We start from the raw sequence: 25,642 nt of genomic DNA on the forward strand, positions 1-25,642 counted from the left end.
CAGATCGCGCTGGAACGCCGGGCGGACGGCTACCAGCTGATCATGGACATCGATCGCATCGACCTTCACCGGTTTCGCCGGCTGGTCGAGCAGGCCCGCGCCCCTCACCCCCACCGGACGGAGCGCGCTGCCCTGCTGGGCGAGGCCGTCGGCCTATGGCGGGCATCCCCGCTGGACGGAATGGCTGGGGGGTGGGCGGCGCGGGTCCGCGAAGGGCTCCGCCAGCAGCGGCTGGGCGCGTTGACCGACTGGGCCGAGGCCGAGCTGGAGCTGGGCCGGCACTCGCCGGTGATCGAACGCCTCGAAGAGCTGATCGTCCACTACCCGCTGGCGGAATCCCTGGCGGCCCGGTTGATCCAGGCTCTGAGCCTGGCCGGCCGTGGTGCCGAAGCTCTGGAGGTCTACTCGCGGGTGTGCCGGCGAATCGACGACGAGCTCGGCGCCCAGCCCGGCCCCGAGCTGCGTGCACTGCACACGGCCGTTCTCCGCGGAGAAGCGGTCACTCTCGCCGCCGGCGCGCCGGACCCCGCACGGACGGTTCTCTCCGTGCGCAGGCCCGTACACCAGCCGCGGGATGTTGAGATGCCGGCGCGTCCGCGGCCGGCACAGCTCCCGGCGCGGGTGCCGGCGTTCGCCGGCCGCACCGGATACCTCAAGCGGCTGGACGCCATGCTGGGATCCGACGATCAGGTCCGGATCCAGGTCTCGGTGATCGCCGGCATCGCCGGAGTGGGCAAGACCGCGCTGGCCCTGCATTGGGCGCATCGGGTGCGCCACCGATTCGGCGACGGGCAGCTGTACGTGAACCTGAGGGGCTTCGACCCGGGCGGGTCCTGCGTGAGCGCGGCGGAGGCGTTGACCGGATTCCTGGATGCGCTGGGGGTACCGCCGGACCGTGTCCCGCCCGACCCGGACGGGCAGGCCGGCCTGTACCGCAGCCTGCTGGCGGGCCGGCGGATGCTGGTGGTGCTGGACAACGCCCGCGACGCCGAGCAGGTTCGTCCGCTGCTGCCCGGCGCACCAGGCTGCCTGGTGGTGGTGACCAGCCGCAGCCAGCTCCGCGGCCTGGTCGCCGCGGAGGGCGCCCACCCGCTGAGGCTGGATCCGCTGTCCGATGCCGAGGCACGCGAGTTGCTCCTCCACCGCCTCGGGCCGGCGCGGGTGGCAGCCGAGCCCCACGTGGCGGATGAGATCGTCGCCTGGTGTGCGGGGCTCCCGCTCGCCCTGGTCATCGTGGCCGCCCGAGCCGCCACCCAGCCGGGCTTCCCCCTCACCGCGCTGGACGGCGAACTGCGCCAGGCTCGCAACCGGCTCGACGCCCTGGCCGGTCAAGACCCGGCCACCGATCCGCGGGCGGTGTTCTCCTGGTCCTACGACGCGCTGAGCTGCGAAGCCGCGCGGTTGTTCCGGTTCCTGGGGGTGCTCACCGGCCCGGACGTCTCCTTGCCCGCCGCGGCCAGCCTGGCCGGCGTGGCCGTGCACGAGGTCCGGCCGCTGCTGGCCGAACTGGCCGGCGCGCACCTGGTCATCGAGCACAAGCCCGGCCGGTACACCCTGCATGACCTGCTCCGCGCCTACACGGTCGAGCTCGTCCACGCCATCGACGGCGAACCTGACCGGCAGGAGGCGTTCCGCCGGTTGCTCGACCACTACCTGCACACCGCTCACGCCGCGACGCTGCTGCTGGCCCCACGCCGTCGCCCGATGGCACATGCTCCCGCCGCGCCGGGGGTGAGCGCCGAGGCGATCGCCGGGTCAGGACAAGCGCTGACCTGGTTCACCGTCGAACACCCCGTGTTGTTCGCGACCGTGGAGGAGGCGGCCGCCAAGGGACACGACGAAGACGTGCGGCACCTGGCCTGGGCGCTGAGCCCGTTCCTGCGATGGCGTGGCCTGCTTCTCGACTGGGCCACCGTCGAGCAGGCCGCCCTGGACGCTTCGCGCCGTCTGGCTGATCCTCGCGGACAGGCCCACGCCCACCGCCACCTCAGCCGCGCCTTCACCCTGCTCGGCCGCTTCGACCGCGCCCACACCCATGCTGCCGAGGCCCTCGGCCTGGCCGTCGATCTCGCCGATCAGCCCGGCCAGGCTCACGCACATCACGAGCTCACCTGGGCCCTGTCACGACAAGGGCGCTACAGGGAGGCACTCGACCACGCGGAGCAGGCCCTCGATCTGTTCCGAGCCGCCGGCCACCGCCCCGGACACGCCAAGGCGCTCAACGGGGTCGGCAACTGCCACGCCCTGCTCGGATACCACAACCGGGCGCTCGTGTACTGTCGCCCCGCCCTCACCCTGTTCCAGGAACTCGGCGACTTCAACGGTCAGGCCGCGTCTCTCGACGGTCTCGGCTACGCACACCACCATCTCGGCCAGTACGACCTGGCCAAATGCTGTCACCGGCAGGCGCTCAAGCTGTACCTGGAGCTGGGCGATCGCATCGGCGAGGTCGAGGCGCTGATCCGTCTCGGCAACGCCTGCCACTCCAGCGGCGATCTCGGCGCCGCCCGCGACACCTGGCGCGAAGCCCTCGTCATTCTCGATGAGCTCGCTCACCCCGACGCCGGATATGTCCGCGCCCAGCTCGCCGAGACCGAGCCGCACCCGACCGCGGGCGCGGGTCCCACTGGAGCACGGTTGTACTGGCCACACCGGTAGAAGCTGCCGTCGGGCAGTTCGGCGGTGGGGCGAGGGTGCAGCCTGACCACCGCGGTCCTAACGGGGAGCCAGGATGCGCAGCTGCAGCATCGCCGCGAAGCGCTGCTCCGGGTCCTCCAGGTCGATCTCGCCCACCTCGGCCACCCTCCTGAGCCGGTAGCGCAGCGTGTTGGGATGGATGAAGAGCGCGGCGGCCGCCTTGCCCACGTCGCCGAGCGCGTCCAGCCAGGCCTCCAGCGACTGCACCAGCCCGGCGTTGTTGCACTCGTCGTACTCCATCAGGCGCGCGATCGCCCCGACCGGCCGCTCGCCGCGCGCCGCCGCGAGGTCGCGCAGCTCCAGGACCAGGGCGAGCGTCTGGACGTCGTCGAGGCGGGCCACCCGGAGCGCGGTGTGGCCCTCCCGCATCACCCGGAGCACCCGGTCGGCCTGCGCCTTCCCGCCGACGATGCCGCTGATGTCCGGCCCCGCCGGGGCGACCGCGACGATCGCGGGGAGGCTGCCGCCGACCCGGTCCACGAAGTCGGAGGCCAGGCGGACGGCCCGCTGCTCCGGGCTGCTGGCCGGGACGATGACGGGCAGCAGGCCGTACACGGTGCCGCCGACGGCCGCCACGACGGCGGACGGCACCGCGGCCGACAGGTGGACCGACAGGGCGTCCGCGAGCCGTTCGAGCTCGGCGGCCCTGCCGTGGTCGGCCCAGGCGTGCTCGTCGCCGGTGAGCAGGGCCGCGCTCACGATGACCAGGGTGCGGCCGGCCAGGCCCAGCCGGGCCAGCGCGTCCCGCGCGCCCGCGCCGCCTTCCAGGACCGTCGCCATCAGGTCGGCGCGCAGCCGCCGCCGGACGTCGGCGCCTGCGCGGATGCGCAGCAGGTGCAGCGCCACCAGCTTCGAGGCGTCGAGCAGGGCGTTGGTGCGCTCGCTGTCGAGGTCGCCGTCCATGGCGGCCCAGATCGAGCCGAGGATCTCGTCGCCGGCCCGGACCGCGATGGCCACGCGCTGCACCGTCATCCCGTCGTAGCCGAGATCCTGCGGGGTGACGACGACCGGCCGCTGGTAGCGGTAGAGGTCGCGGAAGACGCCCAGCTCGGTCAGGCGGGTGGCGTACCGTTCGGGAACCTGCCGGCCGATGACCGTCTCGACGCGGGAGGCGTCCGCCTCGTCCTGCCGGCCGGAGAAGGCGAGCACGCGGGAGTTGCGGTCCTCGATGGTGATGGGGGCGTCGAGGAGCGCGGCCACGGCGTTGGCCACCGCGAACAGGTCGCCGGACGGGAGCCCGCCCAGCGACTCGTGCTCGGGCTCGCCGATGTCGCCCTCGGCGAGCATCGACCGGATGAGCGCGGTGATCTGCGCCCACGTGGCGCCCCGGCGCAGCCCGATCAGCGCCACGCCGCTGCGGGCGACCGCGTCGCGCACCTGCGGCGTCAGGGCGACCGGCGCCCGGACGACCAGGCCCACCGCGTCGTGGTCGCCGAGGGCGCCGAGCAGCCGGGGCAGCGTCTCGCCGGCCGGGTCGACGCCGATGCCGAGCACCAGCGAGCGCGGCCCGAGCACGGGCTCGTCGAGCGGGTCGTAGATGACGAGGCCGCTGATCTCCTCGCGCTGGTCGACGTCGCCGGCGACCAGCTCCAGCAGGGTGGCCCCCAGGTCGTCCAGGACCCGGCCGAGGCTGGCACGGGGACGCTGGCTCACGCCCCGCAGTATAGGAGCCCCGGACGCGCGGTCCGATCGCCGGACGATCAGAGGACGATCCACTCGACGGACCTGGTCACCGCTTCGAGCGCCTCCGGGATCGGCGTGACCCCCAGCCCGGGGCCGGTGGGCACGGCGATGTGGCCGTCGTCCAGGACGATCGGCTCGGTGATGTCGGTGCGGTAGAAGCGGTCGGAGGCCGAGACGTCGCCCGGCAGCGTGAACCCGGGCAGGCCGGCCAGGGCGACGTTGGCGGCGCGGCCGAGGCCCGTCTCCAGCATGCCGCCGCACCAGACGGGGAGCCCGTGCGCCACGGCGAGGTCGTGGATCCGCCGGGCCTCCAGGTAGCCGCCGACGCGGCCTGGCTTGATGTTGATGATCTGGCAGGCGCCGAGCTTGATGGCCGCGGCGGCGGTCTGCGCCGAGACGATCGACTCGTCGAGACAGATCGGCGTCGCCACCTGCCGCGCCAGCGTGGCGTGACCGAGGACGTCCTCCTCCTCCAGCGGCTGCTCGATCAGCAGCAGGCCGAACTCGTCGAGCCTGGCCAGGTGGCGGGCGTCGCGCAGCGTGTAGGCGGTGTTGGCGTCCACCTGGAGCAGCACGTCCGCGCCGAAGCGCTCGCGTACGGCGGCCACCGGGGCCAGGTCCCAGCCCGGCTGGATCTTCAGCTTGATGCGCACGTACCCGGCGTCCAGGTAGCCCTCGACGACCGTCAGGAGCTGCGGAATCGAGTCGTGGATGCCGACCGACACCCCGCTGGGGACGCGGTCGCGGACGACGCCGAGCTCGCGCCCGAACGAGCGGCCGAGCGCGCGCAGCTCCGCGTCGAGCACCGCCATCTCCAGGGCGGCCTTGGCCATGCGGTGCCCCTTGACCGGGTGCGTCAGGCCGGCGATCGCGGCGGCTCCCGAGCGCGCGATCGCGGCCTGGCCCTCGGGGGAGGAGAGCCGCGGGAGCAGGTGGTGGCGGAGCACGTCCACCTGGGAGCCGACGTACTCGCTGGAGTAGAGCGGGTCGGCCAGGGCGACGCACTCGCCCCAGCCCTCGGCCTCGTCCGTGACGGCCTTGAGGAGCAGGACGTCCCGCTCGGTCTGCGTGCCGAACGAGGTCCGGAACGGCGACACGAGCGGCATCGAGACGCGGCGAAGTTCGATTCCCCGCAGCTTCATGGGGTTCTCCGGATCTGGTCGGTGTCAGGGCGGGCGGCAGGGCAGGCGGCAGGGCGGGTGACGAGGTAGCCGAGCTCGCGGTCGAAGTCGACGACGCGGCCGCCGGCGGCCATCAGCGGCTCCAGCTCGTCCCGGAGCCGGTGACGCCAGTCCCGGGCGGCGGCCATGTCGTGGGCGCGCAGTGCCTCGATGTCGGCCGGGGCCGCGACGCGGCGGCTCGACGGGCCGTCGGCCGGACGTTCGCAGGGCGTTCCCGAGCAGGCGGCGCGGACCCGCGGCGAGAGCAGCTCCCAGCGCACCAGGAGCCGGTCGGTGTCGTCGCCGCCGTTGATCGCGTCGTGCATCGCGCCGTAGAAGTTGGGCAGGTACTCCACCGGCAGCGCGCCCAGCTTGACGATGTTGAAGTAGGCGTTACGGCTGACCAGCGGGTCGAAGGTCCACTCGACCGCGACGATGCCGCGGGCGAGCGCCCAGGCGCGCTGGTGCAGCTTGAGCGCCATCCCGATGCCGCGGCCGGCCAGCCCCGGCGCCACCCCGGCGATGTGGCTGTGCAGGGTGCGGGCCGCCGGCTCCTCGTGGAAGCCGATGCAGACGCCGATCAGCCGGTCCCCGTCGTAGGCGCCGGCGACGTAGTTGCCGGCCTTCGTCAGCGCCCGCAGGAACTCCACCGTGATCAGGGGGTTCTCGGGGCGGCCCCAGATTTCCACCAGCAGGGCGATCACGGCGTGGGCCTCGTCGAGGTCGCGCAGTTCCCGGACTGTCACGCCCGCCTGCGCGGCCCACCGTGCCGCGTCCCGCGCCGCCAGGCCGACGGTGGAGGCCTCGATGCCCAGGCTCCGCCCTTCGTGGGCCTCGATGCTCATGCCTGCTCCTCCAGGAGTTCGGCGTTCAGCTCGCGCAGCAGCACCGTGCGATCGAGCAGCCGGCCGACGACGACGTGCTCGTGGGCGGCGTGGACGGCCATGACGAGCCCGGCGAGCATGTCGAAGCAGCCGGGGCCGCGCACCACGCCGCCGGCGAGCTCGTACGGGCGGGCCGCCGGGGTGCCGAGCGGCCAGACCGTGTCGTGGCGGGCCAGGAGCAGCGCCTGGCGGTCGCCGTCGCCGAAGCGCCACCGCGGGTGCGAGCTCCCGCCGGCGGTGATCCGCTTCGGCTCGGCGCCCGGCCGGCCGGCCCCGACGCGGGCCACGAGGCCGGCCGGCCTGGCGACCGTGGCGTGGCCGGAGGAGGGCGACTCGCTCCCGACGAGCTCTTCGAGGTCGGCGAGCGGCGCCTGGAGGCTGAGGGAGCCGCGCGAGGTGACCGGCACGGTCAGCCGAGCTTCTTGGGGGTCGCGCGAGCGCCGTAGTGCACGTACTCCTCGCCGGTGGGCAGCGAGTAGAACGTCACCGGAGCCCACGACTCCATGCCCTCGGGGCGGACGGCGTACATGCCCGGCGAGACCGGGATCAGCTCGTACGTCTCCACCTGCTCGCCCTCCAGCTTGGCCAGGGGGCCCATCAGCGTCGTGCGCAGGGTCGGCTTGCCGTCCTGTTCGAACACCTCCATGCGCACCGACTCGCGCTCGTAGGTGCCCGCGTACGGCGCGAGGTCCGTCGTCACCGGCTCGGCCGGGGGCTCGAACGGCGCGGGCAGCCGCACCCCGGCGAGCTCGCCGAAGATCTCGTCGTAGAGCCCGGCGTAGAGGTCGCGGGTGCTGCCGCCGTTGGTGAGGAGGGCGACCGCGATGCCGGCCTCCGGCAGGACGCGCAGGAACGCCGCCTGGCCGATGGTGTTGCCGTCGTGGCCGTGGGCCCGGTGGCCGTTCCAGTCGCAGCGGAACCAGCCGAGGCCCCAGGAGTCGCCGAGCAGGTGCTTCTCGGGGCAGTCGGTCTGGTAGGCCGACATCGCCGCGGTGCTCTCCTCGCTGAGCACGCGCGTGCCGTCGGCGGCGAGCCCGCCGGCCAGGTGCATCCGGGCGAAGGCCAGCACGTCGGTGACGGTGGAGGTGATCAGGCCCGCCGGGCCGACCGCGCGCGGCAGCCCCCACACCGGCGCGACCACGGGCTCCTCGCCGCCCTTGACGTGGCCCATCGCGTGCGCGAAGACCATCGCCTCCTCCGGCAGGGTGGTGGTGCGGGTCAGGCCGAGCGGGACGAAGAGCTTGTCCCTGATCGCCTGGTCCCAGGTCTTGCCGGTGACGACCTCGATGATCCGGCCGAGCAGGGAGTATCCCGCGTTGCAGTAGGACCAGGTGACGCCGATCGGGTGGTTCTGCGCGGTGTCGGCCAGCAGCGCGACGTACTTCTCCAGCGCGTCGTCGCCCCGGCCGGTGTCGGTGAACAGGTCGCCGTCGATGCCGCTGGTGTGGGTCAGCAGGTGCCAGACGGTCACGGCCTCGGTGGTCTCCGGGTCGCGCAGCGCGAACCCGGGGAGGATCTTGGCCACGGGCGTGTCGAGGGCGAAGCGGCCCTCGTCCACGAGCTGCATGATCACCGTCGCGGTCCACACCTTGGAGATCGAGCCGATCTGCCACACCGAGTCGGCGCCGGCGGGCTGGCCGGTGCCGGCGTGCAGGACGCCCGTCGCGGCGGTGACGAGCTCGTCGCCGCCGTCGGCGCCGAGCCGGAGTATGCCGAGCTGGGCGCCAGGGACGCCGTGCTTCCTCGCGAGCTCGTCGAGGCGGCTCTGCCAGTGGGCCTGGTCGATGGCGCTGGTCATGTCTGCTCCTTCAGGGTCGGGGTGAGAGGCGCGGTGCCTGTGTCCCTGGATGTCCGGTGCGCCGCTCCGGGGAGTGCGGCGAGGAGGTGGCGCGTGTACTCGTGCCGTGGCGTGCCGAGCACCTGCGCGGTGGGGCCGTGCTCGACGATCTCCCCGTTGTGCATCACGGCCACGCGGTCGGCGACGTAGCGGACGACGGCCAGGTTGTGGGAGATGAACAGCATGGACAGGCCCAGGTCTCGCCGCATGTCGCGGACGAGGTTGAGCACGGCGCCCTGGACGGAGACGTCGAGCGCCGAGGTGATCTCGTCGGCCAGGATCACCTCCGGCCGGGCGGCGAGCGCCCTGGCGAGCGCGACGCGCTGGCGCTGCCCGCCGGACAGCCGCCCTGGCAGGTCCGCGGCCCGGGCGGCGTCCAGGTGGACCAGCGCGAGCAGGCGTGCGATCTCCTCCTGGCGGGCCTGCCTGCCGAGGCGTCGCGGCATGGCCTCGGCGATGCTCTCGCCGACGGTCATGCGGGGGTCGAGCGAGGAGTACGGGTCCTGGAAGACCATCTGCACCGGGCGCACGCGGCCCTGGCCCGGCACCGGCCGGCCGTCCAGCAGGATCCGGCCGCCCGTCACGGGCGCCAGGCCGACGGCCGCCCGCGCCATGGTCGACTTGCCTGAGCCGGACTCTCCGACGAGGCCGACGATCTCGCCGTCGCCCACCTCCAGGCTGACGTCCCTGAGCACGGTGTGCGAGCCGTACCGCACGCGCACGTCGTGGAAGCCGAGGACGCTCACGCGCTCACCTCCTGGGTGCGGGCGGGAAGGGGCTGCCCGGCCTTGTGGCAGGCCACCCGGTTGCCCGCCGGGCCGGCCTCCAGCGCGGGCTCGACCGACCTGCAGTGGTCGTCGGCGAGCGGGCAGCGGGCCGCGAAGGCGCATCCGGCCGGCACGTGGGCGGGATCGACCGGCAGCCCGGGGATGACGGCGAGCGGCCGGGTCAGGTCGGTCTCCATGTCGGGCACGGCCGCGACGAGCGCCCGCGTGTACGGGTGCAGGGCCAGCGTCCGCAGGTCCTGCGCGGGCAGCTCCTCGACGATGCGGCCGGCGTACATGACCAGGACCCGGTCGCACACGTCGGTCACGACCGAGACGTCGTGGCTGATGAGCAGGAGGGCGGCGCCGGTGTCGCGGCGCGCCTCGGCGAGCAGGCCGAGGACCTGCTGCTGGACCGTGACGTCGAGCGCGGTGGTCGGCTCGTCGGCGATGATGAGCCGCGGCGTCCCCATGAGGCCCATGCCGATCATCGCCCGCTGGCGCATGCCTCCGGAGAACTCGAAGGGGTGCTGCCTGGCGCGCCGCCCGGGCTCGCGGATCCTGACCGCGCGCAGGCGGTCCACCGCGCGGGCGAAGGCCGCCTTGCGGCTCAGGCCCTGGTGGAAGCGGCTCACCTCGGCCAGCTGCGACCCCACCCGGTGCGCCGGGTTGAAGGACGTCATCGGGTCCTGGAAGACCACGGCCAGCGACGTGCCGAGCCGCTTGCGCAGGGCCGCGGAGTCGCCGGCGGCCAGCAGGTCCTCCCCGGCGAAAACCAGGTGGCCCGCCTCGACGCGGATCGGCTCCTCGATGAGCCTGGCCACCGCCAGGGCCGTCATCGACTTGCCGGAACCGGACTCGCCGACGACGCCGACGGCCTCGCCCTCCCGGACGGCGAAGGTGACGCCGCGCACCGCGCGGATCGCGTTCCCCGCGCCGGAGGGGATCGTCACCCGCAGGTCGTCCACCGACAGGACGGCGCCCTCGGCGGGCGCCGTCACGGCGGGCGGACGGGTTCCGGCGACGGCGGTGGTCCCGGCCCGGCCCCGGCGGGCGGTGCCGGTGGCCTCGCCGAGGCCGAAGGCCGTCGCCAGGGCCTCGCCGGTGAGGTTGAACGCCAGCCCCGCGACGATGACGGCGAAGCCGGGCCCGAGCGCGGCGAGGGGATTGGTGTAGATGCCGTTGAGCCCGTCCTGCATGAGCTTGCCCCAGTCGTAGGACGGGGCCTGGACGCCCAGCCCCAGGAACGACAGCCCGGCGAACGACAGCAGCACCCCGCCGGCGCTCATCGTCGCGTTGACGATCAGCGGCTCGGCGATGTTCGGCAGCACGTGGCGGCGCAGGACGCGAAGCCGGCTCACGCCCGCGATCCGGGCCGCGGCGACGTAGTCCCGCTGCGAGACGCCGGCGATGAGCGTGTGACACAGCCGCGCGAACGACGGCGCCCCCGCGAGCCCCACCGCGAGCGCCGCGCCGCTCTCGCCGACGCCGAAGACGACGGCGAAGAAGAGCACGAGCAGCAGCCCGGGGAAGGCCACCAGCACGTTGACGGCCCACGTGACCAGGCGGCCCAGCCGCGGCCCTGCCAGCATCGGCGCGGCTCCCAGGACGAGGCCCAGCACGATGCTGATCGCCGTCGCCCCCAGCGCCAGCACGATGGAGAGCCGGGTGGCCACGAGCACCCGGTAGAACAGGTCCCGGCCGAGGTTGTCGGTGCCGATCCAGTGCTCGGCCGACGGTCCGGCGAGCAGGTTGCCCGTGTCGACGACCGTCGCCCGCTCGCCCCACAGGATCGGCCCGAGCAGGGCCACCGACAGGACGACGACCAGCAGGCCGAGCCCGGCCAGCCCTACGGGACGGCGCAGAAGGCGTGCCGCGCGCATCTCAGGCGGCTCCTATCGTCGAACGGGGGTCGAGCACCGCGAGCAGCACGTCGACGAGGGTGTTGATGAGCAGGACCCCGACGCCGTACACCAGGACGGTGCCCTGCACCAGGGGATAGTCCTTGGCGACGATCGAGGAGACGATCGTGGAGCCGAGGCCGGGCCAGGCGAAGACGTTCTCCACCAGCACCGTCCCGGCCACGAGGGAGCTCAGCAGCATGCCGCCGAGCGTCAGGCTCGCCGTCACGGCGTTCGGCAGGGCGTGCACGAGCTGCACCCGCACGGGGGTGAGCCGCTTGGCCCGCGCCGTGCGGATGTAGTCGGCCTCCATCACGGCCAGCATCTCGACGCGCACGATGCGCGAGAGCACCGCGGCGGGGCCGATCGCCAGCGCGAGCGTCGGCAGCACGTACGAGTTCCAGTCGTCGAGGCCCGCCACCGGGAAGAGCCTGGTCTGCACCGCCAGCAAGTAGACGAGCCCGACGGCGAGCAGGAAGTCGGGGATCGCGCCCAGCACCACGCTCGTCCCCGTGAACGCCAGCTCCGTGCGCCGGCCCCGCCCGCGCCGCGTGATCACCGCCATCACCACGCCCACCGGCACCGCGACGAGCAGCGACAGGACGAACGCGGCCACGGCGAGCTGCACCGTCGCCGGCAGCCGCTGGCCGATCATCTCGCTAACGGGCAGCCTGCTGGTGATCGAGACGCCCAGGTCGCCCTGGAGCAGGCGGCCGAGGAAGCCGGCGTACTGCTGCCAGAGCGGGTCGAGCAGGCCGAGCTCCTGCTTCGTGGCCTGCACCAGGTCCGCGGGGGCGGTCGGCCCGAGCGCGGCCCGCACCGGATCGCCAGGAACCAGGTGGATCATCAGGAACGAGGCGGTCACCAGGACCCAGAGGGCCAGCAGCAGCCGTCTCGCCCGCCGCAGCGTGAAGCGGAACCACGGGTGCGACCACAGCCCGGCCGCCCTGCTCGCGAGGCCGGGCCGGACCGCCGCCTGCGTTGTGCTCTTCATATCGTCAGCCGAGCATCCGGATGCTGGTCGGGACGATGCTGCCGATGATGGAGAGCTTCGCGCCCTTGACGAACGTCGGGACCACGTTGTTGGCGAACGGCACCACGTCGGCCGCCTTGTAGAGCGCCTGCTCGGCGGCGAACCAGTCCTTGCACCCCTCGGAGCCGTTCGCGCTCATCCCCTTGGTGGCGTGGGCGAGGTAGTCGGCGTTGTCGATGGAGGCGAAGTTCGTGCCCTTCGGGGCGGTGGTGCCGGAGACGAACGGCATGACCTGGTCGGGGGTGCTGACGTTGAGCGGCATCCAGACGATGTCCCAGGCGCCGGTGCCGAAGACCGCGCCGGACGCCTCGGTCTGGGTCTGCTGCTTGGCCGTGACCTCGGCCCCGGCCGCCTTCCACGCCGCCACCGCCAGCTCGGCCGCGGCCCCGCCGCCGGTGCCGAGCGAGTTCGGGTAGATGAAGGTGAGCGAGAGCTTCTTGCCGTCCTTGGCGCGGATGCCGTCCGGGCCCTTCGTCCAGCCGGCGGCGTCGAGGGCGGCTCCGGCGGCGGCGACGTCGAAGGACGGCACGTGGCCGGTCACGGCGTCGCCGACGCAGCCGAGCGGCTCCAGGGCGGCGAGCTGGGTCGGCGGCTTGCCCTTGCCGGAGGTCAGCGCGACCTGGAGCTGCTTGAGGTCGAGCGCCTGGGTCAGCGCCATGCGCACGGCCGGGTCGGCGGTGGCGTGACCGTCGCCCTGGTTGTACCACTGCTCGCCGATCAGCGCCTGCATGCCCACGGACTCCAGGCCCGCCCCGGTCAGGCGGTCGGCGTCCGGGCCGGTGATCTGGACGGCGCTGATGGTGCCGGCCAGCAGCTCGTTGGCGGACGTGGTCTCATTGGCGACGATCTTGACGACCACCTTGGCCGGCATGCCCGCTTCGGCCGTGGTGGCGCCGCCGGGGCCCCACGTGTAGCCCTTGCGCAGCTCGTAGGTGTACCGGGTCGACGGGACCGCCTCGGTGAGGACGTACGGGCCGGTGCCGTTCGTCCCGGCCTTGAGGGTGGAGCGGTCCTTCATGCCGGCGTCGCACACCATCGGCAGGTTCGCGAGCGAGGTCAGCACGAAGGGGGCCGGCGCGGCGAGCTTGAGGGTGACCGTCGAGCCCGAGGCGGAGGCGGTCGTCCCGGCCGGGATGAAGACGCCCAGGAACGGGCTCTTGTTGTCCGGGTTCACCACGTACGTAACGTTGTCGACCACGGTCTTCGCCGTGAACGCCGTGCCGTCGGCGCAGGTGATCCCGTCCTTGAGCTGGAGGGTGACCGTGCTGCCTTCGACGGTCCACGACGTGGCGAGCTGCGGCTGGATCGAGCCGTCCGCCGCGACGGACACCAGGTTGTCGTAGGCGTACTGCGTCAGGCCGAACAGGGCGCTGGTCGCCGATCCCTGCGGGTCGAGGGCGCCCGGGTCCGAGGCGAGGTTGAGCGTGAAGGTCTTGCCGCCGGCGTAGGCGGCGGAGGAGGCGCCAGGAGCGGCGGCTCCGGGCGTGTCGCTGCCGCAGGCAGCCAGACCGAGGGAGCCGGTCAGCGTCAAGGCGAGCGCCGCGAGGGCCCTCGTGCGGGTGGGGGTCATGCGGGGTCCTTATTCCGGAGGGTGCGGGCGGGAGATCTCAGGCGCGGGCGACCACACGGCCGTAATGGACGTACTTCGCCAGGCCCGCGTCGTCGCGGCCGATGAAGGCGAAGACCAAGTGGATGCCTTGGGCCGGTTCGAGCGAGATCAGCGAGTCACCCTCGAAGGCCACGAGCTGAGTGCGCATCGGCTTCCCGCCGATCTCGGCGATGACGTCCTTGGGCACCCGGTCGAGCCAGATCGCGCCGTCGGCGTCCTGGCTGACGGTGATGTCGTAGATCGTGTCGGAGTAGCGGCCCAGGTAGGGGGTGGGGTCGATCGTCCTGGGCTCAGCCGGCGGCACGGGGCGGCCCGGCAGGGTGAGGCCGGTCAGCTCCTTGAGCAGGTGCGCCAGCACGTCGGTGAAGATGCCGAAGACGTCGCCGCCGTTGGTCAGCAGCGCGATCGCGACGCCGTGCTCGGGCGCGACCCGCAGGAAGGCCGCCTGGCCGATCGTCCCGCCGTCGTGGCCGACGACGGTGTGCCCGTCGTGCTCCTCGATCTCCCAGCCGAGCCCCCACGCGGTGCCCATGCCGCTGAGCCGGGGCAGCTTCACCTGCGGCTGCCACATGGCGGCCACGGTGCCGGGCCGCAGCACGGCGGAGCCGTCCGGCGCGGCGCCGTCGGCCAGGTGCATGGCGACGAAGGCGAGCAGGTCGCGCGGGGTCATGGCGAGCATCGAGCCGGCCGGGGCGTTGGAGCGGGCGAGCGCCCAGACCGGCGCCGCGACCGGCTCGCCGTCCTCGCCCGGAACGTGGCCGACGGCGGCGCGGTGCAGGATCGCCTCGTACGGGCTCGGCGCGACGTGCGTGAGCCCGAGCGGCGCGACCAGCCGCTCGGCCAGCACCTCGTCGAACGGCTTGCCGCGCAGCACCTCGACCAGGCGGCCGAGCACCACGAAGCCGGTGTTGTTGTAGGAGAACACCTCGCCCGGCGCGAAGAGCTGCGGGATGTCGTGGATCGAGGCGAGGTACTTCTCGATCGCGTCGTCGCCCCGGCCGGTGTCGGTGAAGATGTCGCCCTCGAAGCCCGAGACGTGGCACAGCAACTGCCGGGTGGTGATCGCGGCGGCCGCGGCCTCGTCGCCGACGCGGAAGCCCGGCAAATACGTCCGCAGCGGCGCGTCGAGGTCGACCAGGCCCTCGTCGGCGAGCTGCATGACCAGCGCGCTGGTCCACAACTTCGTGATCGAGCCGATCTGGAAGAGCGAGCCGGTGGTCGCCTCCACGCCGGTGGCCCTGCTCAGGACGCCGCCGGCGGCGGTGAGCACCTGGCCCTGGGTGAGCACGGCGACCGAGGCGCCCGGCACCCCGCGCTCGGCCACGATCTGGGCGAAGTGGTCATCGAGCCAGCTCTGCACATCTTCCGGCGACATCATGCGGCTGAGGCTAGAAGGCGACCCCCGTCGCCGTACTCAGCCGATCGGACAACTCGGCCTGACCGGGTTTGTCCGATCCGACAAGACCCTCGCCGGCCGGGTCGCGTGGCTCTGAAGACCCTTGGGTTCATGGCTGAGGACAGTTCGCGGCTCGGCTGCCGGTCCGGGAACCATGGCCGTTGCTTCGCATCGTCGGCTCCTGCGTCCAGCTCGGCGATGCTGGTGTCGTGGTCGCGGAGCATGCGCATGACGGGTGGCCGGGGTGATTACCAGGAGGGAGGCGATCTCGCGCAGGCTGAGGTCCTGGTCGCGCATCTCCCGGGCCAGGGTGACGGCTCGCTTGAGTTCGGGGCGCCGCGTGGCGCGGGCGTAGCCGATCTTGGCGTGTCCGGACGTCTGGGTGCCGGTGGCGGGGCAAGCGTTCTGCGCGCGTCCACCGGAGATGGCAGGCCGTTCTCACGCCCAAGCCTGAGCTTACTTTGTAAAGGCGCCAGGATGGGCGTGCCATCCGGGTTCAGCTCCCGGCCAACCGCGTCGAGCCCGCTGGAACACCGACGGTCGGCGACCGCCCTGCCGAGATCCCTGACCACATCGACGCAACGACGGGGCAGCGCTCGGACCCTGAGGTTCATTGCCTGCCTCGGTGGCCAGTGTTTACCGAATTCTGGCCGACGACAGCGCGATTCCTCGATCCCCTGTGGCGATCGCCGGGGTTCCGCTCTCAACATGTATCGACTATCGTCGATTAACGATGAATGAGGAGAAGGGGCCGCTGCCGCGTGCGGAGGCCGAAGAATACGCGAGCTGGTTCAAGGCGCTGGCCGACGCCACCCGCATCCAGATCGTGTCGCTGCTGGCCCGGCGGCGCACGCCGATGAGCGTGGGCGAGATCGTGACCGCCTCCGGGGTGGGCCAGTCCACCGTCTCGCACCACCTGAAGATCCTGGCCGAGGTGCGGTTCGTGCTGGTCGAGAAGCAGGGCACCTCCAGCCTGTACCGGATCAACGAGAGCTGTGTGGGCTGTTTCCCGACCGCCGCTGACGTCGTCATGGGCAACCCTGTCCCGGCCGCGCCCACCTGCGAATGAAGGAGCCTGGTCATGGCGCACGATGAGATCGTCGACCACTACTCCGCCCTGGCCCGCGCCGCGGACGCCGGCCGGACGGTCACCGACTGCGGGCAGGACGCGTTCGAGCAGGGCCGTTTTGGCGCGGCCGGCTACGACGACCTGGCTGTGCTACCCGAGGGGGCGGTGCGGGCCAGCCTGGGCTGCGGCAATCCGGTGGCCGTCGCCGAGCTGCAGCGCGGCGAGACGGTGCTCGACCTCGGCTCGGGCGGCGGCATCGACGTGCTGCTGTCGGCGCGCCGCGTCGGCCCCGAGGGCCGGGTCTACGGGGTGGACGCCAGCACGGACATGCTCGCCCTGGCCCGGCGCAACGCCGAACAGGCCGGTGCGGCCGGCGTGGAGTTCCTGCACGGCACGATCGAGCAGGTGCCACTGCCGGACCGGGTGGTGGACGTGATCATCTCCAACTGTGTGATCAACCTGTCCGGCGACAAGGCGACCGTGCTGGCCGAGGCGTTCCGGGTACTGCGGCCCGGCGGCCGGTTCGGCGTCAGCGACGTCGTCGCCGCGCACGTCCTGGATGAGCAGGCGCGGCAGCGGGCCGAGCAGCGCATCGGCTGCGCGGCCGGATCGCTCACCGTGCGGGAGTATCGGGACCTGCTGGCCGCGTCGGGGTTCGTTCAGATCGCCATCATGTTGAGCGCCGATCACGGCGACGGGGTGCACTCGGCCATCGTCCGGGCCGTCAAGCCCGCCATCGGGCCCGGCCTGGAGATCCGGCCGATGCGCGAGGGCGACGCCGAGCAGGTGCTGGCCATCTACCAGGCCGGGCTGGACACCGGCCAGGCCGGCTTCGAGACCACCGCGCCCAGCTGGGAGGGCTTCACCGCGAGCCGGTTGCCGCGCCTGCGGTACGTCGCCGTGGACGGCGACCGCGGCGAGGTGCTCGGCTGGGTGGCGGCTTCGGCGGTGTCGTCCCGCCCGGTGTATGCGGGCGTGGTCGAGCACAGCATCTACGTCCACCCCGGCTGCCAGGCCCACGGCATCGGCCGGGCGCTGCTGGCGGCGTTCATCGCCGCCGCCGAGGACGCCGGCGTATGGACGATCCAGTCCGGCGTCTTTCCCGAGAATGCCGCCAGCCTGTCCCTGCACCAGGCGCTCGGTTTCCGGGTGGTCGGCACGCGCGAGCGCATCGGACGCCACCGCGACGTCTGGCGTGACGTGCTGCTGATCGAACGTCGCAGCGATGTCTGACCGTCGATCAGCAGCACGCCCTGGTCACCGCAGCCCGCACCATCGCCGCCGAGTTCGCCGGCACCTTCGGCACCTTCGGCACCTTCGGCACCGAGACCATCGAGCGGTTCTTGCACACCAGCTACGACCAGTTCGCCGGCCGCGCCGTCATCGCCAGCTACCTGCCGCTGCTGGCCGAGCGGTTCGCCCGCCAGCGGCTGCGCGCTGGCCCGCACCGAGGGCAAGGACGCCAGTGCCCTCGGCTGGTCCGGCGGCACCGAGCCCGGCGAGCTGATCAACGCGGCCGTCGTGGAGGCGATGCACGAGCGCGGCATCGGCGTCACCGGCGAGTTCCCCAAGCCCTGGACCAGCGAGATCGTCCAGGCTGCCGACGTGGTGGTCACCATGGGCCGCGGTGATGTCTGCCCGGTCCACCCGGGCAAGCGCTACCTGGACTGGGACCTGGACGCCCCCGACGGCAAGACGATCGAGCAGATCCGCCCGACCCGCGACGATATCGAACGCCGGGTCCGCGCCCTGCTGGCCGACCTCGGCGTCCCGGAAGGCTGAGAACAGGCTCACGTACCCAGCAGGAAGAGACGTATGTCAATATAGACATGCACCTATTTCGATGAGCATCTATACGGAAGGGCAGTGGATGGAACTGCTAGAGATTCTGGAGTGCAGCCCGCCGCTGACCCGTGAGCCGCTGGACGCCGGGCAGGCGGCCGGGGTGGCGCGCGTGTTCAAGGCGCTGGGCGACCCGGTACGGCTGCGCATCCTGTCGATCGTGGCCAGCCGTGCCGGCGGCGAGGTGTGCGTGTGCGACATCACCGACGCCTTCGAGCTGTCCCAGCCGACCATCAGCCACCACTTGAAGGTGCTCAAGGAGGTCGGCCTGCTGACCTCCGAGCGACGCGCCTCCTGGGTGTACTACCGGCTGGTGCCCGAGACGCTGGGCGAACTGTCGGCGCTGCTGACCCTGCCCACCAGCGGGCCTGCCGACGGGTCCGCCCGCGTGACGGCCGCTGCGGCGGCACAGTGATGTCGGCTCAACCTGCACAGGCCACCGCGCCACCCGCCGGGGTAATCGGCGCTCTGTCGATGCTGGATCGGTTCCTGCCGGTGTGGATCATCGCCGCCATGGGTGCAGGGCTGCTGCTCGGCCGGCTGGTGCCCGGCCTGGACACCGCGCTGGACGCCGTCAAGATCGGCGAGATCTCGCTGCCGATCGCGCTCGGCCTGCTGCTGATGATGTACCCGGTGCTGGCCAAGGTCCGCTACGACCGGCTCGGCACCGTCACCGGCGACCGCCGCCTGCTGATCTCCTCCCTGCTGCTCAACTGGGTGCTCGGCCCGGCCCTGATGTTCGCCCTGGCCTGGATCTTCCTGCCCGACCTGCCCGAGTACCGCACCGGCCTGATCATCGTCGGGCTGGCCCGCTGCATCGCCATGGTGCTCATCTGGAACGACCTGGCCTGCGGCAACCGCGAGGCCGCCGCCGTCCTGGTCGCGCTCAACTCCCTCTTCCAGGTGATCGCCTTCGGTGCGCTGGGCTGGTTCTACCTGCAGGTGCTGCCCGGCTGGCTCGGCCTCCCCCAAGCCGCGCTGCAGGTCTCAGCCTTCGACATCGCCTTCTACGTGCTCATCTTCCTCGGCATCCCCCTGCTCGCGGGCTACGCCTCACGCAAGCTCGGCGAACGCGCCCGCGGTCGCGACTGGTACGAGCAGCGCTTCCTGCCGCGCATCGGCCCGATCGCCCTGTACGGGCTGCTGTTCACCATCGTCATCCTGTTCGCCCTGCAAGGCCACACCATCACTTCCCAGCCCGGCGACGTGGCCCGCATCGCGCTGCCGCTGCTGGCCTACTTCGCCCTCATGTGGGGCGGCGGCTTCGCGGTCGGCAAGGTGATCGGCCTGCCGTACGACAAGACGACCACGCTCGCCTTCACCGCCGCCGGCAACAACTTCGAGCTGGCCATCGCCGTGGCGGTCGGGGTCTTCGGCGTCACCTCCGGCCAGGCCCTGGCCGGTGTGGTGGGCCCGCTCATCGAGGTCCCCGTCCTGGTCGCCCTGGTCTACGTCAGCCTGGCCGGCCGCCGCCTGTTCCGCACCGCAGAGGAGCCCGCCCGTGCCTGCGAGCGCCCCCGAGACCGCCACCGGTAAGCCGTCGGTCCTGTTCGTCTGCGTGCACAACGCCGGCCGCTCCCAGATGGCCGCCGGCTGGCTCACCCACCTGGCCGCGGGCCGGATCGAGGTCCGCTCCGCCGGGTCCGCGCCCGCCGACCAGATCAACCCGGTCGCGGTCGAGGCGATGGCCGAGGTGGGCATCGACATCACCGGCGAGCGGCCCAAGGTGCTCACCATGGACGCGGTCGAGGCCTCCGACGCCGTGATCACCATGGGCTGCGGCGACGCCTGCCCGATCTTCCCCGGCAAGCGGTATGAGGACTGGACGCTCGAGGACCCGGCCGGGCAGGGAATCGAGGCCGTGCGGGCGATCCGGGACGAGATCAAGGGACGCGTCGGCAAGCTGATCGCCGAACTGCTGCCCGCCTGACGGCACGTCTCGCCCACCGGCCGCGGGACCGGAGGAAACACCTGGCCCTGCGGCCGGGCAGCCGCGTAGCGTCGCGAGGTGGACACTACGAACAGCGGGATCAGCGCGGGCGGGTTGACCACGCTGGGCGCCGAGCTGGCGCAGCTGGTGTGGAGCGGCTGCAGCGCGCCGGCCCACGGCACGCTGGCGATGCTGGACAGGCAGATCGTGGCCCGCAACCAGGAGGTGGCGCTGGTGCGCGTCACCGGGTCGATCAGCGGCCTGTGCTGGTGCACCGTCGCAGCGGTGCCGATGGTGCAGCAGGGGTTCGAGCTGTTGCAGGCACGCAGCATCTCCTACCGCTGACCATTCCTGCGTGTCGTCCGGGACCGCCGCAGCGCTGGAGGGGTGTCGGCGTCCTGCACACGCTGAGGCTGGCCGGCGTACGCGCCTCACGCGGCGTGGACGGCCCCGGAACCTGGCTGGCCGGCCACGACCGGAGCGGTCTGCTGCAGCGGCACTTCCTGGTCAACGCCGGCGACCATGACACCTTCCGCCTGAATGTGGACCTGGACGACCTGACCGGCGAGACACCCGCCGATGTGCTGCCGGCGATGCGTCTGCTGGCGGACTTCGTCCCGGAGAACACACCCGTGCTGACGGCCCGGTCCACGCTCCTCGCTGGCAGCCCGAGGAGACCGAGCCGGCGCCGCACGCCCGCGCCGGCAGATCCGCATCCTGGAGGCGCTACAGGTGATCCAGGCCCACAGCTGTCAGCGCATCGTCATCCCAGAACCGGGCCGCACCTCAAGTGAAGAACTCCGGCAGCTCGCGCATCTGGCCCGGCTGCCGCGGGGCCCTCGCACCGAGGCGACCTGGACGTATGCGAACTTCCCGATGTCCGCCGGCGGCGAGTTCCCGGTCGCCGTCATGCACGAGCTGCATGCGCAGGTGGGCGGCCGCCAGATCCCCTTGACCATGTACCGATGCGTGACCTACCTCGCCGCGCGGATGGCCGACCCCGCCGAAGCGGCGGCGGCCAGGTCAGGCGTGGGCGGGTGCGGCCATCGGGGTGAACAATTCCCCGAGCCGGGCGACCTGGCCAGGGATGATCCAGTAGTAGACCCAGGTGCCGCGCCGCTCGCTGCCGATCAGCCCGGCGGTGCGCAGCACCTTCAGGTGGTGGCTGATGGTGGGCGCGGTCAACTCGAAGGCGTCGGTCAGATCGCACACGCACGCCTCACCGCCGGCGTGCGAGCCGATCAGGGACAGCAGCCGCAGCCGCACGGGGTCGGCCACAGCCTTGAGCAGCACGGCCAGCTCGGCGGCGTCGCCTTCGCCGAGCGGCTCGCGGGCGATCGGCGCGCAGCACGCCCCGCCGCCGGCCTGCGGGCCGGCCTGGGCGAGAGGCAGGGTGGTGGCGGTCATGCGGAAGCCTCCCGGTCGCACTACTGGTTCGATGCCTGTCTAAATGATAGGCGGTGGTAGAGGGTCAGTGACACGGCGGCGATCAGGCAGGCGAGGGTGACGCCGATCATGACCCATCCGTATCCGGCCGTATGCGCAAGCGCCAGGGCGGCGGCCGGTGCGGCGGCCTTGGCCAGGGTGACGGGCAGGGCCAGGCGGCCGGACAGGCTGGCGTAGGCGGTGGTGCCGTAACGCTCGGTCAGCAGATGCGGCTTGATGATGGTGCCCACCCCGAAGCCGAGCCCGAACAGCAGCACCGCCCCGACCGCGCCGGCGGCGGACGCTCCGATCAGCGGCAGCAGCAGGGCGGCCACGGCCTGCAGGGCGAAGATTACGGCGGCGATCAGCGCGGCGGGCAGGCGGCGCTGCAGCCCGGTGGTGATCAGCCTGCCGGTGACCGACAGCACCCCGAGCAGTCCGGCCACGCTCGCGGCCGGCAGCGGGGCGTGGCCGAGGTGGATCAGGTAGGTGATGAGCAGGACCGAGATGGTGGCCACGCCGATCCCGATGGTCTGGGTGACGGCCAGCGCCGCCACCAGCCGCCGATCACTGCCCGAAGGGCTGCCGGGCGGGGCTTGTGGGCCGTTCGCGCCGCTGCTCGGAGCAGCGGCGCGAGGATCGGCGGCGGGCATGAGGCTCTCCTCACGCAAATGCGGCAGAGCGGGCAAAGGGGTGCTCGGGCGGGTCAGCCGCAGCATCCGCCGCCCTGGGCGGCCCCCGTGGTGGCTCCGGTGGTGGCTCCGGTGGTGGCTCCGGTGGTGGCCAGCGGCAGCGGGGTGCCGAGCAGGCCGCCGCTGATCCCGGTGGCCAGGCCGACCCGCTGCTCCTGGGCCTCGGCCAGGCTGGAGGAGCACACGCCGGTCTCGGGCAGGTCCAGCTGCACCTGCCGGGCGGCCTCCCAGTCGCCGGCCAGCGCCGCGACGACCGAGCGGGCCTGCTCGTACCCGGTGGCCAGCAGGAAGGTAGGGGCGCGGCCGTAGCTCTTGACGCCGATCGCGTAGTAGCCGCCCTCGGGGTGGGCGAGCTCGTCGGCGCCGTGCGCCGGGACGGTGCCGCAGGAGTGCGCGTTCGGGTCGATCAGCGGCGCGAGCGCGCGGGTGGAGCCGAGGATCGGGTCGAGGTCCAGGCGCAGCTCGCTGGCGATGGCGTGGTCGGGACGGTATCCGGTCGCGCTGACGATCTGGTCCGCCGTCACGCTCTGCTCGTGGCCGGACGGGTCGCGGCTGATCACCCGTACCTGCTCGCCGTTGCGCTCGACGGCGTGCGTGAAGAAGCCGGTGAGCAGGCGGATACGGCCGCTTTCGACGTGGGCGTGCAGGCGGGTGCCGAGCGCGCCGCGGGCGGGCAGCGCGTCCGCCTCGCCGCCGCCGTACGTACGGGTGGCGTTGCCCGCGCGGATCGCCCAGGTGATCGGAGTGTCCTCGAGCTGGGCGAGGGCGAGCAGCGTGGTGGCGGCCGAGTGACCGGCGCCGACGACCAGGACGTGCTTGCCGGCGTAGCGGTCGCGGTCGGCGCCCAGCACGTCGGGCAGCGCGTGGTCGACCAGGTCCGCCGCGTCGGCCTCGCCGCGGGCGGGCAGGCCGGACGCGCCGAGCACGTTCGGGGTGGCGTAGGTGCCGGAGGCGTCGATGACCGCGCGGGCGTGCAGCTCGCTCCCGTCGGCCAGGCGGATCAGGAACGGCGCCTGCTCACGGCCGGCGGTGCGGACCCGGTCGTAGCCGAGCCTGCTGATCGCGCTCACCTTCGCTCCCGTACGGATCCGGGACCCCAGCAGCTTGGCCAGCGGGGCGAGGTACTCCTCGATCAGCTCGGCGCCGGTGGGCAGCCATTCGGGGTCGGGAGCGCTCCAGCCGTCGGCCTGGAGCAGGCGGCGTGCGGCGGCGTCGATGTTGTACGTCCACGGGCTGAACACCCGCACATGGCCCCACTGGGCCACCGACGCGCCCGCCTGCTCACCCGATTCCAGCACCACGAAGTCGAGGCCCCGTTCGGCGAGGTGGGCCGCGGCGGCCAGGCCGATCGGGCCGGCGCCGATGACCACGATGGGCAGATCGCCAGGCTGTGAAGCCTGGCGGCTGGGCTCCAGTTCGACAGCGGTGGGACCGCAGCATCCGCTCATGGTGCTTCTCCTCATCGTTACGCGCGACCATGCCGGTCCGCGCTGTTTCGAAGGCTGTCTAAGTAGCTTCGATGGCAGGATGCCCGACAGGTTAGAGGCATGTCAAATTAGATAGGTATCTAATCAGCGAGCATGCGGAAATGGTGTCGCCTACGCGCGGGCGCGCTGACGGGCTCCGCGCAGATGACGGGCGAGCGCGGCGACGACGTGGCGGGCGTCGGCGCCGACCCCGCGCAGCGTGTTGGAGGAGGGGGTGCGCTGCCACTCCAGGCCCAGGTAGCCGAGGCCGGGATGGGTCAGGGACAGGCCGTGGCGCTGGCGCGGGAGCCCGTCGGCGTCCAGCGCGTCCAGGCCGGTGAGGTAGGGCAGGTCCGGCCGGTAGCCGGTGGCCAGCAGCACCACATCGGCGCGCTCGCGCCCGTCGTCGGGCCAGATCACGTGATCGCCGTCGAGCCGGGTGAACATCGCCCGGCGTCTGTAGCGGCCCTCGCGCAGCGCCCGGCGGTAGCGGCCGTCATCGAGCACCGGCGAGGGAGGCGGATTCTGCGCGCGGGCCAGCGGCAGCCGGTCGAACCCGGTCACGCGGAACCAGAAATGCAGGTCCCGCCCGAGCGGACGCTGTTCGACGAACCGGAGCGGCGCCCGGCTGGCCAGCGTCACCCGCCGTTCGGCCGCCAGCTCGTGGGCGACCTGGACCGCCGAGTTGCCCGCCCCGACCACGACGACGTGCTCGCCAGGCAGGGCGACCGGCGAGCGGTAGTCGGCGACATGTAGCACCGGGCCGGCGAAGGCGTCCAGGCCGGGCAGGGCGGGCCGGTGCGGGCGGCCGAAGGAGCCGCTGGCCGCGATCAAGGCAGGGGCGGTGAAGGTCTCGCCGTCCCCCAGGCGCACGGCGAACCCGTTCCCGCCGATCTCGACGACTTCGACGCGAGCGCCGGTGCGCAGCTCGGCGCCGCGCTCGACCAGGGCGGTGGCATAGCGTTCCAGGTAGGCGACCACCTCATCGCGGCGCGGGTAGCGCTCGGGGTCGCCGCCGAAGGCCATGCCGGGCAGGTTGCTGTAGCGGGCGGGCGAGAACAGGGCGAGGCTGTCGTAGTAGCGCGGCCAGGACCCAGCGGCCCGGTCGGAGGCTTCCAACAGTATGGGTCGTAGCCCCTGTTCCAGAGCGGCGTGCGCGGCGGCCAGGCCGGACTGTCCGGCTCCGGCGATCAGGATGCGGTCGTTGTCGATGGGCATGCCGCAGAACGTACCGTCATTTTCTAATATGTCAATAAGTCGGTATGACGGTAGAGTGCGGCGGAACAGGAGGGAGCGCAGGCATGGCCGAGATCACGGCAACACCAGCAACGCCGACGGACGCGTCGACGGGCAGGACGGCGGGTGCGGCGTGCGCGCCGCAGCTGCCGCAGGCTGCCCAGGACTTCCTCAAGGCCCTGGCCAACCCCGGACGCCAGCAGATCATGCTGCTGTTCGCCCAGGGCGCCGAGCTGTCGGTCAACCAGGTCGCCGAGCGCTCCGGCATCAGCCAGTCCGCCGCCTCTCAGCAACTCGCCCTGCTGCGCCGCGGCGGCATCGTCACTTCCCGCCGCGACGGCAAGGAGGTGCTGTATCGGGGCGACCGCGACAGCGTTGGCCGTATCCTCGGTGATCTGCAGGGTTATCTGAAATTCTGCTGCTGACTGCCCGTCGCGCCGGTCACGGCGGTGGGCAGGCGGCGAATCCCAGCTCCAGATGGCGGTTCATGTCGAGCTCGAAGCGGTTGTACAGGTTCAGGTGCGACCGGAACAGAGCGGTCAGCCCGCGCCGGTCGGCCGGGCTCAGCCGCTTGGTCCAGGCCGGATCGCGCAACACCATCTGGATCAGATGCGTGTTGAGGTAGGCGATGGCGGCGGCGAGCAGGTGCAGCGCCAGCGCCGAGACCTCGGCGTGCTCGCGGTTGTCGCCGGTCAGATCGCCGGCCTTGCCGTAGAACAGGTCCTTGCTGGCGGGATTGAAGTTCTCCACCACGTTCAGCCCCTCGCCGATCTCGCGCCTGAGTTCCTCGTCGGCGAGGTACTCGCAAATGAAGATCGTCCTCGATTGCCTGGTAGGTGGGGTGCTTGGGGCCGCCATGGGTGAAGCGGCGCAGCATCTGGTGCGACTCGGCGGTGCGCAGCCGCAGCGCGGTCGCGTACTTGATCATCTGATCGTCATCGCGGGCGATGAGATCCCAGTCGATGGTCTTGTTCGACAGCACCGTCTCCAGGCGCGGGCCACGCCTCGTCCTCGCCTG

At 72.4% G+C, this 25,642-nt stretch carries 25 protein-coding genes and 1 pseudogene; 11 read left to right on the forward strand and 15 right to left on the reverse strand.

All coding sequences use genetic code 11. The features are described 5' to 3' along the window. Positions 1–42: 42 nt before the first annotated feature. The gene (locus tag FXF51_RS31565) at positions 43–2,658 is read left to right on the forward strand and encodes an ATP-binding protein (protein ID WP_411268393.1); all 2,616 of its coding nucleotides are present in this window, start codon (positions 43–45) and stop codon (positions 2,656–2,658) included. Between the two features lie 57 nt (positions 2,659–2,715). On the opposite strand, the gene FXF51_RS31570 is transcribed toward FXF51_RS31565, so the two are convergent. Genes FXF51_RS31570 through FXF51_RS31615 form a run of 10 tightly spaced genes read right to left on the reverse strand, consistent with a single transcriptional unit; the run spans position 2,716 to position 14,946 of the window. Next, positions 2,716–4,350, reverse strand: a complete 1,635-nt coding sequence (locus FXF51_RS31570; RefSeq protein ID WP_148438345.1) for a PucR family transcriptional regulator — start codon at positions 4,348–4,350, stop codon at positions 2,716–2,718. A gap of 47 nt (positions 4,351–4,397) precedes the next feature. Further along, complete coding sequence (menC, locus tag FXF51_RS31575) at positions 4,398–5,522, reverse strand: o-succinylbenzoate synthase (RefSeq protein WP_148438346.1); 1,125 nt, start codon at positions 5,520–5,522, stop codon at positions 4,398–4,400. Further along, positions 5,519–6,385: a GNAT family N-acetyltransferase gene (locus FXF51_RS31580; protein WP_222871550.1), complete on the reverse strand. Its 867-nt coding sequence runs from the start codon at positions 6,383–6,385 to the stop codon at positions 5,519–5,521. Before FXF51_RS31580 ends, menC begins: the two co-directional genes overlap by 4 nt. Next, positions 6,382–6,831, reverse strand: coding sequence for a M20 family metallopeptidase (locus tag FXF51_RS31585; protein WP_148438347.1), 450 nt, complete (start codon positions 6,829–6,831; stop codon positions 6,382–6,384). The genes FXF51_RS31580 and FXF51_RS31585 overlap by 4 nt, the downstream gene beginning before the upstream one ends. A 2-nt stretch (positions 6,832–6,833) precedes the next feature. Next, positions 6,834–8,222, reverse strand: a complete 1,389-nt coding sequence (locus tag FXF51_RS31590; protein WP_148438348.1) for a serine hydrolase domain-containing protein — start codon at positions 8,220–8,222, stop codon at positions 6,834–6,836. Then, complete coding sequence (locus FXF51_RS31595) at positions 8,219–9,007, reverse strand: ABC transporter ATP-binding protein (protein ID WP_148438349.1); 789 nt, start codon at positions 9,005–9,007, stop codon at positions 8,219–8,221. Before FXF51_RS31595 ends, FXF51_RS31590 begins: the two co-directional genes overlap by 4 nt. Further along, complete coding sequence (locus tag FXF51_RS31600; RefSeq protein WP_148438350.1) at positions 9,004–10,908, reverse strand: dipeptide/oligopeptide/nickel ABC transporter permease/ATP-binding protein; 1,905 nt, start codon at positions 10,906–10,908, stop codon at positions 9,004–9,006. The genes FXF51_RS31595 and FXF51_RS31600 overlap by 4 nt, the downstream gene beginning before the upstream one ends. Before the next feature lies 1 nt (position 10,909). Then, entirely contained in the window at positions 10,910–11,920 is a 1,011-nt protein-coding gene (locus tag FXF51_RS31605; RefSeq protein WP_148438351.1) for an ABC transporter permease, read from the reverse strand. A 4-nt stretch (positions 11,921–11,924) separates the two neighbouring features. Continuing rightward, a complete protein-coding gene (locus FXF51_RS31610) occupies positions 11,925–13,529 on the reverse strand; it encodes an ABC transporter substrate-binding protein (protein WP_148438352.1) in 1,605 nt (534 codons plus the stop codon). Between the two features lie 37 nt (positions 13,530–13,566). Continuing rightward, positions 13,567–14,946 carry a serine hydrolase domain-containing protein gene (locus tag FXF51_RS31615; RefSeq protein ID WP_148438353.1) on the reverse strand — a complete coding sequence of 460 codons (1,380 nt, stop codon included), beginning with the start codon at positions 14,944–14,946 and terminating at the stop codon, positions 13,567–13,569. Between the two features lie 751 nt (positions 14,947–15,697). Between FXF51_RS31615 and FXF51_RS31625 the strand changes: the two genes are divergently transcribed. The 9 genes from FXF51_RS31625 to FXF51_RS31660 all read left to right on the forward strand — a co-directional run bounded on the left by FXF51_RS31625 (position 15,698) and on the right by FXF51_RS31660 (position 20,599). After that, positions 15,698–16,033: an ArsR/SmtB family transcription factor gene (locus tag FXF51_RS31625; protein WP_148438354.1), complete on the forward strand. Its 336-nt coding sequence runs from the start codon at positions 15,698–15,700 to the stop codon at positions 16,031–16,033. Positions 16,034–16,045: 12 nt separating this feature from the next. After that, positions 16,046–17,266: an arsenite methyltransferase gene (gene arsM / locus FXF51_RS62070; protein ID WP_222871551.1), complete on the forward strand. Its 1,221-nt coding sequence runs from the start codon at positions 16,046–16,048 to the stop codon at positions 17,264–17,266. Positions 17,267–17,364: 98 nt separating this feature from the next. Then, positions 17,365–17,664, forward strand: coding sequence for a three-helix bundle dimerization domain-containing protein (locus FXF51_RS63870; protein ID WP_411268394.1), 300 nt, complete (start codon positions 17,365–17,367; stop codon positions 17,662–17,664). Next, the gene (locus tag FXF51_RS62865; RefSeq protein ID WP_262379988.1) at positions 17,564–17,815 is read left to right on the forward strand and encodes a low molecular weight phosphatase family protein; all 252 of its coding nucleotides are present in this window, start codon (positions 17,564–17,566) and stop codon (positions 17,813–17,815) included. The genes FXF51_RS63870 and FXF51_RS62865 overlap by 101 nt, the downstream gene beginning before the upstream one ends. An 88-nt stretch (positions 17,816–17,903) precedes the next feature. Then, positions 17,904–18,290, forward strand: coding sequence for an ArsR/SmtB family transcription factor (locus FXF51_RS31640; protein WP_148438355.1), 387 nt, complete (start codon positions 17,904–17,906; stop codon positions 18,288–18,290). A gap of 59 nt (positions 18,291–18,349) precedes the next feature. Next, positions 18,350–19,411 (forward strand): ACR3 family arsenite efflux transporter, encoded by a 1,062-nt coding sequence (gene arsB / locus FXF51_RS31645; protein ID WP_411268390.1) that lies wholly within the window; start codon positions 18,350–18,352, stop codon positions 19,409–19,411. Next, complete coding sequence (locus FXF51_RS31650; RefSeq protein WP_262379973.1) at positions 19,377–19,805, forward strand: arsenate reductase ArsC; 429 nt, start codon at positions 19,377–19,379, stop codon at positions 19,803–19,805. Before arsB ends, FXF51_RS31650 begins: the two co-directional genes overlap by 35 nt. A 78-nt stretch (positions 19,806–19,883) precedes the next feature. Then, the gene (locus FXF51_RS31655) at positions 19,884–20,150 is read left to right on the forward strand and encodes a hypothetical protein (protein WP_148438357.1); all 267 of its coding nucleotides are present in this window, start codon (positions 19,884–19,886) and stop codon (positions 20,148–20,150) included. 95 nt (positions 20,151–20,245) lie between these two features. Continuing rightward, complete coding sequence (locus FXF51_RS31660) at positions 20,246–20,599, forward strand: hypothetical protein (RefSeq protein WP_148438358.1); 354 nt, start codon at positions 20,246–20,248, stop codon at positions 20,597–20,599. Between the two features lie 229 nt (positions 20,600–20,828). On the opposite strand, the gene FXF51_RS31665 is transcribed toward FXF51_RS31660, so the two are convergent. From FXF51_RS31665 to FXF51_RS31680, 4 genes are all read right to left on the reverse strand, one after another. Next, on the reverse strand, positions 20,829–21,212 hold the full coding sequence (locus FXF51_RS31665) for an ArsR/SmtB family transcription factor (RefSeq protein ID WP_148438359.1): 384 nt from the start codon (positions 21,210–21,212) through the stop codon (positions 20,829–20,831). A 20-nt stretch (positions 21,213–21,232) separates the two neighbouring features. Next, a complete protein-coding gene (locus FXF51_RS31670) occupies positions 21,233–21,883 on the reverse strand; it encodes an MFS transporter (RefSeq protein WP_148438360.1) in 651 nt (216 codons plus the stop codon). A 53-nt stretch (positions 21,884–21,936) separates the two neighbouring features. Beyond that, positions 21,937–23,370, reverse strand: a complete 1,434-nt coding sequence (locus tag FXF51_RS31675) for an FAD-dependent oxidoreductase (RefSeq protein WP_148438361.1) — start codon at positions 23,368–23,370, stop codon at positions 21,937–21,939. Positions 23,371–23,520: 150 nt separating this feature from the next. After that, entirely contained in the window at positions 23,521–24,606 is a 1,086-nt protein-coding gene (locus FXF51_RS31680; RefSeq protein WP_148438362.1) for a flavin-containing monooxygenase, read from the reverse strand. An 83-nt stretch (positions 24,607–24,689) separates the two neighbouring features. On the opposite strand from FXF51_RS31680, the gene FXF51_RS31685 reads away from it, so the two are divergent. Further along, positions 24,690–25,049 carry an ArsR/SmtB family transcription factor gene (locus FXF51_RS31685; RefSeq protein WP_148438363.1) on the forward strand — a complete coding sequence of 120 codons (360 nt, stop codon included), beginning with the start codon at positions 24,690–24,692 and terminating at the stop codon, positions 25,047–25,049. A 16-nt stretch (positions 25,050–25,065) separates the two neighbouring features. Here the strand turns inward: FXF51_RS31685 and FXF51_RS31690 are convergent. After that, a pseudogene (locus FXF51_RS31690) lies at positions 25,066–25,606 on the reverse strand (Tn3 family transposase). Positions 25,607–25,642: the final 36 nt, after the last annotated feature.

The sequence above is a fragment of the Nonomuraea sp. PA05 genome (assembly GCF_008086045.1).
In the GTDB taxonomy this organism is placed as follows: domain Bacteria; phylum Actinomycetota; class Actinomycetes; order Streptosporangiales; family Streptosporangiaceae; genus Nonomuraea; species Nonomuraea monospora.

Coding starts and splice junctions, on each gene's coding strand:
- FXF51_RS31565 (WP_411268393.1), top strand. CDS start 43: ATGGACATCGATCGCATCGACCTTCACCGGTTTCGCCGGCTGGTCGAG.
- menC (WP_148438346.1), bottom strand. CDS start 5,522: ATGAAGCTGCGGGGAATCGAACTTCGCCGCGTCTCGATGCCGCTCGTG.
- FXF51_RS31580 (WP_222871550.1), bottom strand. CDS start 6,385: ATGAGCATCGAGGCCCACGAAGGGCGGAGCCTGGGCATCGAGGCCTCC.
- FXF51_RS31590 (WP_148438348.1), bottom strand. CDS start 8,222: ATGACCAGCGCCATCGACCAGGCCCACTGGCAGAGCCGCCTCGACGAG.
- FXF51_RS31600 (WP_148438350.1), bottom strand. CDS start 10,908: ATGCGCGCGGCACGCCTTCTGCGCCGTCCCGTAGGGCTGGCCGGGCTC.
- FXF51_RS31605 (WP_148438351.1), bottom strand. CDS start 11,920: ATGAAGAGCACAACGCAGGCGGCGGTCCGGCCCGGCCTCGCGAGCAGG.
- FXF51_RS31610 (WP_148438352.1), bottom strand. CDS start 13,529: ATGACCCCCACCCGCACGAGGGCCCTCGCGGCGCTCGCCTTGACGCTG.
- FXF51_RS31615 (WP_148438353.1), bottom strand. CDS start 14,946: ATGATGTCGCCGGAAGATGTGCAGAGCTGGCTCGATGACCACTTCGCC.
- FXF51_RS31625 (WP_148438354.1), top strand. CDS start 15,698: ATGAATGAGGAGAAGGGGCCGCTGCCGCGTGCGGAGGCCGAAGAATAC.
- arsM (WP_222871551.1), top strand. CDS start 16,046: ATGGCGCACGATGAGATCGTCGACCACTACTCCGCCCTGGCCCGCGCC.
- FXF51_RS62865 (WP_262379988.1), top strand. CDS start 17,564: ATGCACGAGCGCGGCATCGGCGTCACCGGCGAGTTCCCCAAGCCCTGG.
- FXF51_RS31640 (WP_148438355.1), top strand. CDS start 17,904: ATGGAACTGCTAGAGATTCTGGAGTGCAGCCCGCCGCTGACCCGTGAG.
- arsB (WP_411268390.1), top strand. CDS start 18,350: ATGCTGGATCGGTTCCTGCCGGTGTGGATCATCGCCGCCATGGGTGCA.
- FXF51_RS31665 (WP_148438359.1), bottom strand. CDS start 21,212: ATGACCGCCACCACCCTGCCTCTCGCCCAGGCCGGCCCGCAGGCCGGC.
- FXF51_RS31670 (WP_148438360.1), bottom strand. CDS start 21,883: ATGCCCGCCGCCGATCCTCGCGCCGCTGCTCCGAGCAGCGGCGCGAAC.
- FXF51_RS31675 (WP_148438361.1), bottom strand. CDS start 23,370: ATGAGCGGATGCTGCGGTCCCACCGCTGTCGAACTGGAGCCCAGCCGC.
- FXF51_RS31680 (WP_148438362.1), bottom strand. CDS start 24,606: ATGCCCATCGACAACGACCGCATCCTGATCGCCGGAGCCGGACAGTCC.
- FXF51_RS31685 (WP_148438363.1), top strand. CDS start 24,690: ATGGCCGAGATCACGGCAACACCAGCAACGCCGACGGACGCGTCGACG.